The 14,656-nt window shown below is 40.9% G+C and carries 19 protein-coding genes and 1 pseudogene; all 20 read right to left on the bottom strand.

Annotation, left to right across the window (positions count from 1 at the left end; all coding sequences use genetic code 11):
• A pseudogene (locus tag B9T23_RS13880) lies at positions 1-300 on the bottom strand (DUF2163 domain-containing protein); the annotation flags it as partial.
• Complete coding sequence (locus tag B9T23_RS13875) at positions 300-1,514, bottom strand: hypothetical protein (RefSeq protein ID WP_086194550.1); 1,215 nt, start codon at positions 1,512-1,514, stop codon at positions 300-302. The pseudogene B9T23_RS13880 and the gene B9T23_RS13875, both read right to left, overlap by 1 nt.
• 35 nt (positions 1,515-1,549) lie before the next feature.
• Positions 1,550-4,051 (bottom strand): phage tail tape measure protein, encoded by a 2,502-nt coding sequence (locus B9T23_RS13870; protein WP_086194549.1) that lies wholly within the window; start codon positions 4,049-4,051, stop codon positions 1,550-1,552.
• 57 nt (positions 4,052-4,108) lie between these two features.
• The gene (locus B9T23_RS13865) at positions 4,109-4,456 is read right to left on the bottom strand and encodes a hypothetical protein (protein ID WP_086194548.1); all 348 of its coding nucleotides are present in this window, start codon (positions 4,454-4,456) and stop codon (positions 4,109-4,111) included.
• 76 nt (positions 4,457-4,532) lie between these two features.
• On the bottom strand, positions 4,533-5,183 hold the full coding sequence (locus tag B9T23_RS13860) for a porin family protein (protein ID WP_086194547.1): 651 nt from the start codon (positions 5,181-5,183) through the stop codon (positions 4,533-4,535).
• 59 nt (positions 5,184-5,242) lie between these two features.
• On the bottom strand, positions 5,243-5,419 hold the full coding sequence (locus B9T23_RS13855; RefSeq protein WP_228145934.1) for a hypothetical protein: 177 nt from the start codon (positions 5,417-5,419) through the stop codon (positions 5,243-5,245).
• Positions 5,420-5,469: 50 nt separating this feature from the next.
• Positions 5,470-5,907, bottom strand: a complete 438-nt coding sequence (locus tag B9T23_RS13850; protein WP_086194546.1) for a phage tail assembly chaperone family protein, TAC — start codon at positions 5,905-5,907, stop codon at positions 5,470-5,472.
• Entirely contained in the window at positions 5,907-6,386 is a 480-nt protein-coding gene (locus tag B9T23_RS13845; RefSeq protein ID WP_086194545.1) for a phage tail tube protein, read from the bottom strand. Before B9T23_RS13845 ends, B9T23_RS13850 begins: the two co-directional genes overlap by 1 nt.
• A gap of 112 nt (positions 6,387-6,498) precedes the next feature.
• Positions 6,499-6,702: a hypothetical protein gene (locus tag B9T23_RS13840; RefSeq protein WP_086194544.1), complete on the bottom strand. Its 204-nt coding sequence runs from the start codon at positions 6,700-6,702 to the stop codon at positions 6,499-6,501.
• 42 nt (positions 6,703-6,744) lie between these two features.
• The gene (gene gp17 / locus B9T23_RS13835; protein ID WP_086194543.1) at positions 6,745-7,122 is read right to left on the bottom strand and encodes a tail completion protein gp17; all 378 of its coding nucleotides are present in this window, start codon (positions 7,120-7,122) and stop codon (positions 6,745-6,747) included.
• Positions 7,119-7,592, bottom strand: coding sequence for an HK97-gp10 family putative phage morphogenesis protein (locus B9T23_RS13830; RefSeq protein ID WP_086194542.1), 474 nt, complete (start codon positions 7,590-7,592; stop codon positions 7,119-7,121). The genes gp17 and B9T23_RS13830 overlap by 4 nt, the downstream gene beginning before the upstream one ends.
• Positions 7,589-7,933, bottom strand: coding sequence for a phage head closure protein (locus B9T23_RS13825; RefSeq protein ID WP_086194541.1), 345 nt, complete (start codon positions 7,931-7,933; stop codon positions 7,589-7,591). The genes B9T23_RS13830 and B9T23_RS13825 overlap by 4 nt, the downstream gene beginning before the upstream one ends.
• A 152-nt stretch (positions 7,934-8,085) precedes the next feature.
• Positions 8,086-8,379: a head-tail connector protein gene (locus B9T23_RS13820; protein ID WP_086194540.1), complete on the bottom strand. Its 294-nt coding sequence runs from the start codon at positions 8,377-8,379 to the stop codon at positions 8,086-8,088.
• Positions 8,376-9,812 (bottom strand): phage portal protein, encoded by a 1,437-nt coding sequence (locus B9T23_RS13815; RefSeq protein ID WP_086194539.1) that lies wholly within the window; start codon positions 9,810-9,812, stop codon positions 8,376-8,378. The genes B9T23_RS13820 and B9T23_RS13815 overlap by 4 nt, the downstream gene beginning before the upstream one ends.
• Before the next feature lie 11 nt (positions 9,813-9,823).
• Positions 9,824-10,114 carry a hypothetical protein gene (locus B9T23_RS13810; RefSeq protein WP_086194538.1) on the bottom strand — a complete coding sequence of 97 codons (291 nt, stop codon included), beginning with the start codon at positions 10,112-10,114 and terminating at the stop codon, positions 9,824-9,826.
• A 78-nt stretch (positions 10,115-10,192) separates the two neighbouring features.
• Positions 10,193-11,530 (bottom strand): phage major capsid protein, encoded by a 1,338-nt coding sequence (locus tag B9T23_RS13805; RefSeq protein ID WP_086194537.1) that lies wholly within the window; start codon positions 11,528-11,530, stop codon positions 10,193-10,195.
• The gene (locus B9T23_RS13800) at positions 11,527-12,117 is read right to left on the bottom strand and encodes an HK97 family phage prohead protease (protein WP_086194536.1); all 591 of its coding nucleotides are present in this window, start codon (positions 12,115-12,117) and stop codon (positions 11,527-11,529) included. The genes B9T23_RS13805 and B9T23_RS13800 overlap by 4 nt, the downstream gene beginning before the upstream one ends.
• Positions 12,118-12,157: 40 nt before the next feature.
• Entirely contained in the window at positions 12,158-13,831 is a 1,674-nt protein-coding gene (locus B9T23_RS13795; RefSeq protein ID WP_086194535.1) for a terminase large subunit, read from the bottom strand.
• Between the two features lie 36 nt (positions 13,832-13,867).
• Positions 13,868-14,050 carry a hypothetical protein gene (locus tag B9T23_RS13790; RefSeq protein WP_086194534.1) on the bottom strand — a complete coding sequence of 61 codons (183 nt, stop codon included), beginning with the start codon at positions 14,048-14,050 and terminating at the stop codon, positions 13,868-13,870.
• Between the two features lies 1 nt (position 14,051).
• Positions 14,052-14,582 (bottom strand): terminase small subunit, encoded by a 531-nt coding sequence (locus B9T23_RS13785; protein WP_086194533.1) that lies wholly within the window; start codon positions 14,580-14,582, stop codon positions 14,052-14,054.
• Between the last annotated feature and the right edge of the window lie 74 nt (positions 14,583-14,656).

The raw sequence follows: 14,656 nt of genomic DNA, 5'->3' as shown, positions 1-14,656 counted from the left end.
AAATAGAACTAGCGTTTCGTTTTTCTCAAGCTCAAGCACAGTTAAATAAACTGACTCAAAGTAAATCTTGTTCAGGAATACGCTTGTGAAGCTATCACCCGCTTCATTTCTTAAAGTGCTTTGTGGAAAAGTGACTTCAATTTCACACTTATCAATGTCGGCATCTTCAATTGAGTCACGATCCAAGCCACAAACTGATTTATATGTAATGCCGTTGTGCGTGACATCTTTACGGTGATTGGTGAAATACCAAGCCTTATCCCCATGCTTGAACTGGTAAAGCTCTACACGAATATCCATTAGCTTTCTAACTCCAAAATAGGGATAGTGACTTGTGAAATACCGGCACCCAAAAACTGAAATTCGATCTGATCAGCATCGAAGCGATAAAGCCCCATGTAGCAGATGTTTTCAATGTTATTTCGATGAGCATCAATTGTCGGGGAAACTGTTAATGAACCACCTGTTTTCGCTGTAATTTCATGCGCTGTCCAGGTGCCATCTTTTCGCTTTACTGCAAGGTAATTACGATTTGCCTCAAGCAGATATTTTGTATTTGTGCTTAAGCTGGTGGTGATATTCCCAGTATTTAAAATATTGAGATGTCGCTCATAAAGCGGCAACCAAAATGGACGATAGCGACCACCGCGACGGAACAGGAATCGCCTAAATTCCTGAAACTTATCCCAACTTTTAATCAGTGATTTAAACGGCTTGGACTGTTTTGCTTTGGCATGATGGGTAAATGACTGAAATCCACCAATACCGTTATCCACCATGTTTTGATGCTGGCTCATGCTGATTTCAATAGAATCACCATCCAGCAGCAACGGTTTAAAGTAAATATCCTGGTCTTTATATTGTTCCGGTGCATCACCGGCATGTTCTGGTAAATCCTCAGCCAGTACACGAAATACCATTGAAGCATTGGACCAGAAGCCACCGGCATTAATCGAAGCATCGCCATCAATAATACAGATCCGTAGCGGCATCATTACCGCATTGGTTGCGGTGATATTTTCTTTTAACCGGAAGCCATCCTGGTATTCAGTGATTAAAGGCTGGGTGATTTCATCTGTTTCAGGGTCTCTAATTTCTTCCTGAATAATGATGTAGCGACCACGTTCAATAATCTCTACAACCTGACCACCTTCCTTGCTCTCAATAAAAGCAAAACCGACTCTAAGGTCGGCTATGGTGCTATTTGTTTCGAGAATGATGTAATCATCATCTACCACATCTGGAATGACTCGCTTAACCTGCTTAAGTGGAATGCCCCATTGCCCACGCAAATTTGCAGACAGCATGTGAAACATATCACCCATTTCTTTACGCATCTGAGTGTAGTTAAAGCTTAGGATCTGGCGAGGTGTGTCACGAAGTTGATAGCGGTCTTCACTGCCATCGAATGACTCGTGAACTTCAGTCATCCACTCTAAGCGCTCAGTGGAATTAATCAGAGGGCAATTTGTTAATACATGCACCTCGCCAAACTGTGATGTTTGTATTTTCATTTTGTCCTCATAAAAGAAAACCCACCGAAGTGAGCTTATGCAAGTCCTAATTCTCTGCGATTCTGCTTAAAGAATTTCACAAAGGCTTTCTTGCCATCTGCGCCATACAAGTAATCACCGAGTTTTTCACGCTCATCCACAATCACAAAGTTTGGATTCAGATTTACTTGAGATTGTTGCCCGCTATTTGACTGCGCTTGGCTTAAATAGTTGGTAAGGTCTTTGTTTTGGTTTGGATTTAAAACACGCTCACCACCATCTAAAAGCCAAGTGCCTTCTTTTGGAATATTGTCTATACCGTCGTGAGCCATACCAACTGGACTTACGGCGGAAATTGCAGCTTGAAGCACCCCTGTTTCCATGGTTGCCACAGCAACAGCAGGTAAATTATATGGAAACGGCGCTGATGCCCATGCTGCTGAAATAGCTGTATATCCATTCATGATTGCTGAAGCTAAGTTAAATCCTTTTTGCACACCATAAAGAATCGCATAAGCTGAACTTGATTGGTCAACTAAGCCCATCATCATTCCAGCGAAATCAGAACCATACTGTGAGCCATACTTCAACTGCATACCGAGTCTTTGTTGCTGATACAACTCCTCAGTAATCAACATTTGGGCGCGTGCTTCAGCAAGCAAATCCATATCTTGCTGGTATGGGGATTCATCCAAACCCATCATGGATTTGTAGTCGCCCCAAACCTGCTCGCGCTCAGCGTTTTGATCCATACCCTGACTTAAATTAGCCTCTTTAACAAGAGCTTGCTTCATTTCGGGTGAGTAAGATGGAGTGTTTAGAATTTCTTCACGCACTAAAGCATAATATTCCTGCGCATACTCTCCTGCGGTCATCCAATTGCGCTTAGTCTGAAGAAGCTCTTTAGCTTGGCTTATTTCTAATTCTTTCTTTTGATAAGCATATTGCTCATCAAGAAACTTGAGTTTCGTCTCTCGTACTTCATCAGCAATCTTTACGTCATTTTCCGCAATCTCTCGATCCATCTGATACGTGTATTCAAGTTTCTTTTCTTCTGACCATTTGTACTGATTAAATTCTAGATTTAAGGCTTTAAAGTATTCAGCGTTTTCAGCATCAAATCGCTTTTGAATCAAAGCTAGGTACTTGGTTTGATCTGAAGCACTAAAACCCGAACCTTTCACTAAATCCTGCTGCTCTTTTTCATCCCAAACCATATTTTGGAAATCAGAAGCATATGCCTTAGATATTTGCTCACGATCACGCTTTTGCTGTTCAAGTAATCGGTTTTGTTCTTGCAGTGCTTTATTTACCCCTGATGCTGCCTTTGCTGCCTGATTTTGCTTTTTAATCCATTCATCAGAACCCTTGGTTACACCAGCCTGACTACCTTGAATTTTAGCCATTGCAGCAGTGGATTGATTAACAGCATTGCTATAAATCCTGTTAATTGAGTTAGCAACATCATCAGCAACCTTGGCATTGTCTTGAGCTGCCATGGCGACACCACTATTGGGCGCCGTCGCCATAGTCGCACCAAAGATGGCTGTTTTAGCAAATTTAACACCAGGCAATTTATCAGCCCAAGTACCTTTTTCTGCCGCAAGATCTATAGTTTTCTTTGCATTAACAGCATCAAAAGATAGCCCCGCAATTGCATTGGATAGCATTTTAACAACTGCATAAACACCCATACCTGTTGCAGCCACACCCTTAAATACTTCGCCGAGTGTTTCACCTGCATCGGCCATTAAGTTTGTTTCGGTTGCTGCGTTAGACATGCCGTCCCCAACAGATACCAGCGCAGGCATTAACCCCCGAATGAATTGATTTTTTGCACCTTCAACTTGCAAGTTAAGCAAATCCATTTGAACACGCAATTCGGCAGCCTTTGCAATTGCTGACTCATCCATAATCACGCCAGCACGTTCCGCAGCATCAGCCCAATACTCAAATCCTTTACCGCCATCTTTTAAAAGCGGAATAAGGTTGGTTGTATCAGATGCCATACTCTCAAGATAAAAAGACATCTGTTGCTGGGTTACGCCCGCTTCTTCTAATTTATCTACATACAGTTGAAGTGCCTTAGGCCCTGAAAGATTTTGCATTTCTAGTGCTAACTTTCTTGCACCTTCTGCAGAACCCTCGGTTTTAGTTGCGATCTGTTCAAAAAAATCTACCGCACCACCTGAGCCAATCGTAATAAATTCGCCCAGTTTTTCGTTAAAATCTTTGAGTTGATCAGATAGCTTCTCTTGACTAATACCCATGGTCTGGGCGCCAACAGCCATCCTTTGGAATTCTTGTGTGGTGGTGTTTGATATTGAAGCAAAGGTCTGTAATTCACGCGCAGCATTGGCGTACTCATTAGCCATCGCAAAAACACCGGCACCGACAGCAGCAGCCCCCGCTACTGCAATCGCACCATAAGTATTAACGTGCTTGCGCATGTTTTCAAAACTGGCTTTTGTTTGTTTTTCTGCTTCTTTTATAGGTCCAGTGAAGCTGCCAATCTTGGCAATTAAATCTAAAGTTAATGTTCCAAGTTTAGTGCTCATACAAAACCTCAGGCAATAAAAAACCCCGCTTTTGCGGGGTTTGGTGAATTAAATATTTTATTTCATGACTTCTAGACACTTTAGATGCGTATCATTTGTAAAATCAGCTATCTGTCGATCCTTAAAAGACTGATCAGTGAATACAGGCTGCTTATATGCATCCAAAATGATATTTTTTAATAATACCTTTGAGTCTTCTGGTACATTAGAATTTGAATCCACTTCTTTAAAAGTGACATCCATTAAGATGTTTGCTTGTCGAGATCGCATGGTTCTTTCAGCAAACTTCGCTAGGGATGCGCACGCTTCTTCATTTTGCTTATTTGATTCGCTTTTTATGGAGTTGCCTTGACTGCACGCGCCCAACAACATCACCACCACAAGACACAAACACAATCCTTTCATACCAACCCCAAATTCTTAATTTAGAACAAGATACTAATTTAACGCATAAAAAGAAACCTCCCGGAGGAGGCTTGTTTTAGAAGTTATATCGAAGTCCGGCTTTGTAAGTTACGCCATCTATATCTAAATCCGAACTACTTCCTGAAGCACAGGTGTTTCCAATACATGCTTCAGCATCTCTATTAAAAAACCATTTATAACCAACGTTTCCAAACACATCAACGTTCGGATTTATCTTGTAGCCAAGCTCAAAATTGACTGGTAGTGTTACGTATTTAAGCTCTAGTGAAACGCCTTCCGCGCTCTCATCAAGCCATGCATAACCAACACCAAAACCCAACGATGCATAAGTCTGATTATCTTCCAAAATCTTATACTGCAGACCAATAGATAACTCACTAAAATCCATGTCTGATGCTTCTTGATAAGCATATTCAGCAAAAATATTAGCTTTAGGATCTATCGAAGTTGATGCATTTAAAAAGAATCCATTAAATCTTTCATCGCCACCAAATTCATTAGAACCTATTTTTGAACCAGCATAACCTGCAGCTAGTGATAAATTATTCAATGTATTTGTATTGTGCGATTCATATGGGTTTTGTTGCGCATTTGCAATCTTAGCATCCAGTGGTAACGGCTCACCAGGCTGAAGAACTATTGGCTTAGCAGCAAAGGATAAAGATGAAATTAAAGATAAAGTTGTGATTATTAATAATTGTTTCATGTTATCCCCTTTTAGTTAAGTTGATAACATACTAATTTTATGAACAAAAAGAAACCAACCTAGGATGATTTCTTTTTAATATCTTTCATTCTTTGTTCTTCAAAAGTCAATTCCTGAACTTCTTCATGGGGCATAAAATTATAAGCATCAACCTCGGTACCCTCTCCAACTTTAAACCGCGTGTAATGCGCCATCAAGTTACCGAAACCCTGCTCAATACGCCTACCAAGAAACAAAGAACCTCTCTTTTGACGAAAGGCTTTCCATGTTTGAAGTTCAGTATTACTTAGGTTTCTTCTTGCTTCTGCAATGGTGCTTCCACCGATTCCGCAGCTGACGAGTTCGCAGTAGAATTCTGACTCTTCATCAAGAGCCAATGCTTTCCCGTGAAGTTGATTACTTCATCTGCAACCAAATACATAGCGACTTTCATCTCATCAGAGATCTGACCAGTGCTTTCCAGGTCAGGGAAAAATGGCTTGTCTTTACCTTCAAAAACAGCTTGGACTAGCATTGCAGCACGATATTGATCGATAGTATATTTTTCGTCTTTTTTAAGCTTCAAAATATCTGTGATATTAGCCACTTCTTCAGAAGATAAAACCTTAATAAAAATTTCACCTTCAAATGGATTGCCATCGACATGGCGGAACTTAATAGTTTTCTCAACAAGACTACCAATCCCGACTGCTTTTTTTGCTTTATCTAAAGTTAATTTAGCCATTATGGAGCCACCTTGAATTCTTCAGTTACTTCAGTTTGACGCTTCATAGGAATTGTGTGGTTTACCATTGCATCAACCGCAAATACCGGCGGACCTTTGCGAAGAATTGCTTCAAAGCTCGACCATGTGCGAGTCGTAGGCAATGTAATATCGCTTCCGGTTAATGTCGGCTCTGCAATACCATCAGACCAACCTACATACACCATTACTTTTTCCTTATCAGCAGCAAGCTGCAATAAAGTCATGTGTGATAAGTTTTTAGGATCGGTATCAATTTGAATTGAACCTTCGCCTGGTGTACTTAGACCAAATTCAGAGGTTTTAGTGCTTGTTTCTTCTAGGCATGTTGTATCAACTTCACTGGCACTATCATCACCAAGAGCTAAAGCTTTAATACAACCCATTTTTGTTAATGTTGGGGCAGTACCATGGACAATCCATACTGCTGTACCGTTTGATAAAACGCCTTTTTTCGCCATGAGTAGCTACTCCTCAAATTTTTGGCATAAAAAAAGCACCCGGTTGGGTGCTATGTGAAAATTTAGGTAATAAAAAACCGCTATGTAGGCAGTTGGGGTTTAATTGATAACATTAAGATTTGAATTTATTTAAGAAATCACGAACTGCACTCATGCGACCTATTTCTTTTTGGATCGCAAATTCCTGAAAATATGGTGATTGACTCTTTAAGGCATTACGCAAATTAGCCGCGGCTTGTTCCGCTGTTGGATATGATTCCGCAACCTTTCTAAATCCTTCTTGTATTTGCTTGGCGGTGACTTCATTTATTTCCACTCTAATCCATCCATTTTTTTTGGTTCAAGGTCTCACATTATATCACCGATCTACAAACCAATTGCTATCAAAACCAGTTCGATAAAGCTTTGTCTCAGGCTCTCGCTCATTGCCTCGCAAACTTGTCACTGTGCATGAGTTATCAACCTCAAGAGCCTTTCGTACCGCCTCTTTTATCAAAGAAAGCTGAGTAGGATCCGTGGTGTAAATATCTATTTGAATTGTTAAATGGTCAGTATTTGCTGGGCAATCTAAATGGTTCTGCGGAATCCCCGAGATATCCTGCCAAACTAAATACGGCGTGGTTGGTTTGTCTTTTGCTAAACCAAACTCATAAGCCCGAAGCGACTCATTTCCTTTTTTTAAAAAGGATTTAACTTCATCGCTTGCATCGAGCAACATAAAAATAGGTGCTGTCATAGTGCCCCGCTTAATGCTTTTGTAATTTCAGCATCAAATACTTGAACAAACTTAGCTGTAGCCAGATTAATATTCTGAGATAGAGCTGGGCGCATGAATGGTGTGGCTGCCTGATGTGAATTACCAAACTCAGGCATCCTCCAATATGTGGTGTTTCCACCCGACAATCCTGATAATGCCGCTCGGTTAGAGTGCTGATTCATTGCTGCCCCACCTCTCATACCAACCCGAATAACAATCTCATTCGAATTTCGGCTTTTGCCGCCTTGAGTCACAATATTTTTATGAATCATTTCGCGTGTTTCAGGATCATCGATCGCTTTGGCATTTGTTCGTGCAGCATCACGGACAAGGTTCATGGCTTGCCGACCTGCTTTGCGTGCAATTTGCTTGGTTTTTTTGGGATTTGAAAGCTGATCAAGCTTGCGTTTTAACTGATCCATGCCTTGAATATTTAGTTCGACTGTCATTCCGCTTCACCTTCAGCTAAATTCAAAGTAAGCCATTCAAGACCACTTTCATTATCTGGAATCGGATCACCGTCAATCTTCCAATACTTGCCACGGAATAACACACGCATGGTTGAATCAATCTGACTTGCTTTTGTGCTGTATCGAATACGGCAACGTGCTGTCATGGTTGAATTAATGGCTTGAGCTTGAAGCTGATCTTTTGTGGATAAGGCTTCGAGCTTTCCCCAAACTTTGGCGAACTCAGCCCAGATGGTAGGCACATATCCTGTGACCTTATCTTGCTCACCTTCCGTTTCGTATTCGATGGTGATTCGATGGGGTAATTTTCCTGATTGCATAAATCACCTATCGTTTTCGTGGTGGCGCTTTAGGTTCACCTGTTTTTTTAATGTTGTGGCAAGGTTGATAGCCCCCGCCTGCACGAATATTCTTACATGCCCAACAATCACAACCACTTTTAAAAAATTGTTTTAGCCATTTCATAAATCACCTATATAGCCGTTGGTGTGCGATATGGATAAAGCAAAGCTCGAACTGGTGCCGGCAAATAATTGTCGGTAATAACTGATTCCTTGCTTGGCTCTCGATCGGTATCAAACATACCCACCATAAGCAATACTGCATGCTTTACCACATCGGGATAAACATTGTTTTCAAACGTATCCGTTACATAATTTAAAACCGCATTTTCAGCGGCTTTAATATAAATACTCAAGGTTGCATCATTATCGTCAGTGTCATAACGCAAATGCTCTTTAACCTCTGGCAAAGTAACTATGCTCATGACTCACCCCATTTCTTTTGCACCAATTTAAAGTTTTCATGATCAAACTCACCTAAATGAGCTTTTTCCACATGCCAAAGTGAGCCATTTTTAGTGACAAACTGCCCAATTTCGTACTGATTTTCAGATTTAAAAACGCCTTTATATAAGCTTTTCGAGTCTGCCTCAGTAGGTTTTGGCTCTGTTTTTGGTGCTGAATTAGTGTTAAATGGATCTTCTTTTTGATCACGTTTAGCTAATGCTGCAAGTGAGTAATTTTGCTGCTGCATATAAACAGTATCGCCACCAGGTATTGGCAATAAACCAACCTCTACCCGTGCTTCATTTGGCGTTAAAATTGCGGCACCTACACCTTCTTTTAAACGTGCCATTTGTGAGGTTGAATCCATACGAATCAGCACATTAATATCCAAGAAAGCCTCAACACCACTTTCTTTAAGCTCTAATCCGTCATCTAACAAATTTTCACGCGCTTCGATGGGGCTTTGCAAACAATCAGAATAGTAAATTTCATTTAAATCTGAAATTTTACCTGTAGGTGTAGGCCCTAAACCAACTTTAAACAATGGCACATGGAAGACCGAGCAAATAACTTCAGCTGTCATTTTTAATTGCTCGATGAGCTGAGCATCATCAGCATTTACTGCAATGGTGCTAAATGTCATGCCGTCGCCAAGGATTGCTGTTTTCCCTAAATTGCTACCAGAATAATTTGCATTCCATCGTGCTTGCGCATCCTCAGCATTTTCTTTGGAAATTGGCCCTGGTGCAGTTAATAGTCCAGATGGTCGGCTATTATTTCTAAAAAGGTTACGTGAGCCTTTTTGAATCTCAATACCCAGACCTGCTGCCAGTGAACACGCCATAATTGGTGTTAGACCTACCAATGGATGGTAAAAGCAATTAATACGATCATGAATAATTTCAGATGCTGGCACAATGACTGAATCAGTTTGTGTTAAACGATCATTACCCAGCTGGTAAAACACATTCCCATTATCATCAATCAACGGCTTACACATATCCGGATTTAAAACTACCAGCTCAGCCACTTCACCAAAAATATCACGGCGTTTTAGGACATAAGTATTTCCACGAAGCAAAAGTGATGTAGTCCAATTTTCACTGAACTGTTGCCAGATCTGAAAGCGGTTCGGTTTCTTTAATACTCTGAATTTGCTTGGTATATCTGCGTTAACAAGTACACCTTTTTCACGCTTCTTTAATTGAATCGGCATCTTGCCAATATCTTGTGAAATTAAAGATACACAAGCAAAAACAGCATGGTGTGCAGTTACATCTTCACGTGTTAATTCATCATTTTTTTGCCAAGCACCAGAATAAGGCTCTTGAACAAAAATAGATCTCCACCCGCCACCAGATTGGACACCTTGAAGCGATTTTTTCTTAAATAAATTGCCAAAAATGCCCATTATTTACCGCCTTATTTTGCTTTGCTTGCACGTGTTTGTTTGGGTTTAATTGGTTTTGCTTTCTGAATTTGTTCTTGAGCAATAGCTTCAAGTCCAATATCGGCCTTTTGAACCTCAACCAAACTCCCAAAATCATCAACAACCGAAGTACCGTTTAAATTTTTCAAAAATTCAATGAGTGGACCATCATCAACAGGTTCAGCAAACTTCAATTTAATTAGAATATTTGCCTGTAGATCTGGTACTTCTGATACATCACCTGGCATTCCTTGGGGTGCCTGTTTTAAATATTTAATCTTCATAAGACTGTTCTCATAGCTAAACAATTTAGGTTGCTTAGATATAAAAACAGCCCCAATTAAGGAGCTGTTTTTTTTAGATTAACCTGCTGGTGTGTAATCTAAGAATGCTGCAGCAACTGGACGACGTTTTGACCAAGTGATGAACTTCTCTACACGTACTGCAAATTTATTTTCTTGCCATAAGTGGTGAGTTGTACCGCCATCGACCAAGGTTGCTTGGTCAGAGTAAGACACATCCACACCACCATCCTGCGCAAGCAAGATTTCAGAGGTCTTCACAAGAATGATCTTATTGCCAACCGTCTGCGATGTGATTACAGGAATACCCATCAGCGTGCGTTCACCACGCAATGACATGCCTTGGAAATAGGTATTTCCTAATGCATCACGCAATAAGCTGATTTGCGCTGCGCGTGTTTCTGACATGATGAGATATGCACCATCAAGAGAAAGGTTTGCAGTTACGAAGCTATTGATTAATGCCATCAAATCGGCTTCGTATGCTGCTGCCGTGATGCCAGTGTTAGCAGTAGCAACTACGGCATTCAAAACACCTGCAGGGCGAACCGCGCTTGCTGCAACCGCATCAAGGAAAGTGCTATCAATCAAAGTTTTTGACGCTTCAATCAAATCATCACGAACAAGCACATCGACTGCAGGATCAGAACGACGCATTAATTCTTGAGTGTAAACCGTGATAGCAGCAAGCTTATGCTCTTTGATTTCCACTTCACCATAAGTTGGATTAGTTAAAGGTTTCGCTGCACCTTCACCTACCCATGAAGCGGTACCACCAGTTAACTGGCTAGGAATTTTCGAATTAAACGGTACTGCACGGAAACCAGAAAGCTGATCAAATACAGTTGCAGCACGAAGCATGTCAACAAATTCACCAACTAAACGGTTTTCAGCTACTAACTTTGATGCAAAACCACCATCAGTTGTGGTACCCAAAGTTGCTTTTGCAATAAGGTCTTGAACTTCATCACCAAATCCCAGCTCTTTAGCTTTATCGAGTGGGGAAATATAGCGGCTTTCTTTTGCATCCAGTTGAGAGCAAATTTTTGCACGTGCATATTGTGCAAAGCCGACACCTTTAGCGAGTGGCACAATTTCAATTTTCGGCTTTTTACCTTCAGGATCTGGGTTGCCTTCAGCTGATTTTTTAGCTTCTTCAGCAGTCTGACCAGCGGCAGGAGTTGCGGTTTTTGCCGCTGCTTCTACCGCAGCAATTTGCTTTTTAGTACGTTCAATATTGACTTCAATCGCTGAAATATCTTTTTCAATTGCTTGAATTTCAGTTTCAGTAGCTTCGTCAGGCGTACTACCAGCTGCTGCTGATTTAGATAATGCTGTTTGCATTGCTTGGTTTTTTTCAGCCAATGCTTTAAGCAACTTCGCTAAATACTCTTTCATAATTTCACTCCACCCTTTGTTGGGCAATTTAATTTAACGACTACGTGTTTTTGTTCAGATGAATCGCCACCTGGAACGTCTCGAGGTTTTTCGCCCAACGCGGCTTTGTGTGCCTCAAATGCTTTTGAAAATTCTGTTTCTGATTCACGGTTACAAGGGATAGTCACCAATGAAAGCTCGTACCATTCCCATGAGTTAAATTGGACACCGCCACCTTTAATCATTTCCGCTTCATCCCAATTCGGGATAAACCCAACGGATAGACCTTTTACAAGGCTATATTTCAATGACTGGTAAGCCTTATCAACTTCGCGCTTTAAGTCGCCTTCTTCCTCAATTTCAGGAATGTGGATCTCAACCTCAATACCGTTTGCTGTGACTTTTGCACTTGTCACATGTCCAACCGAAAGCTTAGGGTCATGATGAAATAACAAGGGCATTGGTAAATCAAAGTAAGCACCTTTAGGCACCATCACATCCTTGGCACGATCTTGATTGGGTGTGCTTGCAACCCCTTTAAAGGTTCGCTTTTGCTCATCTAAACTCTTAATTTCGACAGAGCCAAACGTTTTATGTAGAGCAGACATGAGGCTCTCCTTAAAATGTAAAAACCGCCAATTAAGGCGGTTATATGAAATGTATTTCGTAATCTTTATTTATCGGCTCTGGATTTAAGCTCATCAAAGCCACGGCGTTAAAAGTAGCAATCAAAGGGTCAATCTTTGCTGTGCCAGACTCCTGTTTAGAAATCATCATGCCGTTACCCTTCATCACGATTCGAGCATTACCGGCACACCAGGTCATTAAGTCTTGACCTGCATGATATAAATTGCCTTCCGCTAACTTGCGTTCAGTCGTTTGAATGTACCCTGCGAGCTTGTACCCTTGCGCCACAGCAATCATTTGTTCTTGTGGTATACCAACAGCAAGCAAGCCATCTAAAAGACCACCAAGACCCAAAGGATCCAGTCCAATCTTATCGAGCTTGCCGCTGTCATAAACTTGTTTGGCATATTGGGCAAGCTGATCAATATCAGGACCTACTGAATCCACAATCGTTAAACTTTTCTCAACTTCAAAGTCTAAATATTTAGGTGCATTCTCTTTTCGACGCTCTAAAGCTATTCGCAAGCACCATGCATGATTCCAAAGCCACCATTTACGGCTCTTTGCATGTCGCCCAAGTACAGCAAATCCAAGCAAGTCATCAAGACCACCACCATCAATACCGGCAGTAATCACATCTGATTGATCAATCAGTTTGCTTAAAGTGAAATTCTTGGACTGTTGCAGCCAATATTCAGCACCTGCCCAACGGTTTGCACGTAGGTTCATGCCGATTTCGACGTTTAAATGCTTGGCTAAAAAGTCTCTTAATGATTCTTCACCTGCATCCTTAACCTTTTCAAACTCATTGATCAGGTAATCCAGGTCAACCGATGCACCAAGGTTTGGATTGGTGATGTAAAAGTTTTCAATCTTTAAGTGTTCACCGGCTTCAAGCATCCATTTCGGAAACTCATAAATCAGCGGTAAAAACTGTTTATTAACTTTGATGCCGTCGCGGATATCCCGGGCATAATCTAAAAGTTGTTTGAACACACCACATGGCACTTCATCCGACATGGTAGACAGATAAATCACACAACCTTCGGGACGTGATGCCAAACCACCTTTTGCTTCACGAAACATTGACTCTGCATTGGCACGTTTACCAAAGAGCCAAATCTCATCAATCAAAATAATTGAGGCTTTTTTACCGGCTGCAGCATTACTTTCAGCTGCAATCACTTTTAATGTGGCACCGGTACCCAAATGAGTAACTGTCTTAGTGTGCTCAGAGATATTAAGCATCTCTGACAGTTCTGGATCCGCTCGAATAAAGTCACGAATCGGATTAAACGAGTTGTCTGCAACTTCTTTTGTTGGTGCAAGAATGATTAATTCAGCTGACATTCGATCATTTAAGATCAAAGCAGTCATCATGATTCCTGCAGCAATCGTAGACTTTGTATTTTTTTTGGAAATCAGTAAGAAGAATTCACGAATTAAACGCTTCTTTTCTACTGGATCGTAGGCACCAAAGATTGCCTGAACGAAATCCAATACCCATTGCAATGTGACATCACCCATTTTTGGGCTATCCATCACATCGACCAGGATTAATTCATTAAAAATCTTTAAAGCAATATCCGCTACTTCAGGAAATAACGGCTTACATGGCATGAGTGATTCTTTTGCAACAATACGCTTCTCCCAATCTGGGCAAGCGGTTGTCCAGTCTGGGAGCATTGCTGACATAAATTTTACTCATTAAAAAACCGCCTCAATGGGCGGCTATTTGATTGGTTCTAATTCGTATTCTTCTGGAAAGTATTTCTTGAGCTCTATCCATTTCTTATAAATAGAGCACCAATAGTAAAGTTCTTCGTAGTCGTCATACCTATAGTAATAACCATCACGCTTCACATAAAATTCAGCACCTGCTGGAGCATTTGATTTAATAGCTTCAGATAGCATCTTAACTCCTCAACTGTGAACCCAGTGTTCCAAATTTGCCGCCACCTTTAGCGGCGGCCTTAGCCTCATCAGCTTTAGTTTCTTTTTTGCCTTTCTCTGCAACCTTGCCATGAATGTATGGCATTGCAGCTTTTGCAGCATCGAGTCTAAGTTTTGGATCTTCTTTCTTATCCATCCAGACTGATTTTAAATATTCAAGCGGATCTTCAGACGTGCCGATTGGAATTTCATCACGGCCAACAAATTGACCATGCGCCTGTTCAGGACCTGATTCTATTTTTTCAACTTTTACGACTTGAACATTGCTGCTCTGCTTTGGTTTTGAAGAAGTTAACTTTTCATCTGTAGAAGTTAACTTTTTGTCAGCCTTTAACTTTGCAATATAGGCGATTACTTCAGGTAGTTTTGCAAGTTTTGAACCTTGCTGCATTGCAGTTTTTTCACTGTATCCTGCTGATATTGCTGCATCTTTGTTGCTCATACCATCAACAACGGCTTGAGCAAACGCTTTACTTTTTGCTGTTAAAGCCATTGCGATTCCTCAACTTTAAAAGTTAACTTTTTCTGAAAAGGGAAATTTTTTTACAAGTGAGATGGCAGGTGATA

This window comes from Acinetobacter terrae, from assembly GCF_002135195.1.
In the GTDB taxonomy this organism is placed as follows: Bacteria; Pseudomonadota; Gammaproteobacteria; order Pseudomonadales; family Moraxellaceae; genus Acinetobacter; species Acinetobacter terrae.
Note: the sequence above shows the minus strand (reverse complement) of the source record. Positions and strands in the feature narration are given on the sequence as shown.

Coding starts and splice junctions, on each gene's coding strand:
- B9T23_RS13875 (WP_086194550.1), bottom strand. CDS start 1,514: ATGAAAATACAAACATCACAGTTTGGCGAGGTGCATGTATTAACAAAT.
- B9T23_RS13870 (WP_086194549.1), bottom strand. CDS start 4,051: ATGAGCACTAAACTTGGAACATTAACTTTAGATTTAATTGCCAAGATT.
- B9T23_RS13865 (WP_086194548.1), bottom strand. CDS start 4,456: ATGAAAGGATTGTGTTTGTGTCTTGTGGTGGTGATGTTGTTGGGCGCG.
- B9T23_RS13860 (WP_086194547.1), bottom strand. CDS start 5,183: ATGAAACAATTATTAATAATCACAACTTTATCTTTAATTTCATCTTTA.
- B9T23_RS13850 (WP_086194546.1), bottom strand. CDS start 5,907: ATGGCTAAATTAACTTTAGATAAAGCAAAAAAAGCAGTCGGGATTGGT.
- B9T23_RS13845 (WP_086194545.1), bottom strand. CDS start 6,386: ATGGCGAAAAAAGGCGTTTTATCAAACGGTACAGCAGTATGGATTGTC.
- gp17 (WP_086194543.1), bottom strand. CDS start 7,122: ATGACAGCACCTATTTTTATGTTGCTCGATGCAAGCGATGAAGTTAAA.
- B9T23_RS13830 (WP_086194542.1), bottom strand. CDS start 7,592: ATGACAGTCGAACTAAATATTCAAGGCATGGATCAGTTAAAACGCAAG.
- B9T23_RS13825 (WP_086194541.1), bottom strand. CDS start 7,933: ATGCAATCAGGAAAATTACCCCATCGAATCACCATCGAATACGAAACG.
- B9T23_RS13820 (WP_086194540.1), bottom strand. CDS start 8,379: ATGAGCATAGTTACTTTGCCAGAGGTTAAAGAGCATTTGCGTTATGAC.
- B9T23_RS13815 (WP_086194539.1), bottom strand. CDS start 9,812: ATGGGCATTTTTGGCAATTTATTTAAGAAAAAATCGCTTCAAGGTGTC.
- B9T23_RS13810 (WP_086194538.1), bottom strand. CDS start 10,114: ATGAAGATTAAATATTTAAAACAGGCACCCCAAGGAATGCCAGGTGAT.
- B9T23_RS13805 (WP_086194537.1), bottom strand. CDS start 11,530: ATGAAAGAGTATTTAGCGAAGTTGCTTAAAGCATTGGCTGAAAAAAAC.
- B9T23_RS13800 (WP_086194536.1), bottom strand. CDS start 12,117: ATGTCTGCTCTACATAAAACGTTTGGCTCTGTCGAAATTAAGAGTTTA.
- B9T23_RS13795 (WP_086194535.1), bottom strand. CDS start 13,831: ATGTCAGCAATGCTCCCAGACTGGACAACCGCTTGCCCAGATTGGGAG.
- B9T23_RS13790 (WP_086194534.1), bottom strand. CDS start 14,050: ATGCTATCTGAAGCTATTAAATCAAATGCTCCAGCAGGTGCTGAATTT.
- B9T23_RS13785 (WP_086194533.1), bottom strand. CDS start 14,582: ATGGCTTTAACAGCAAAAAGTAAAGCGTTTGCTCAAGCCGTTGTTGAT.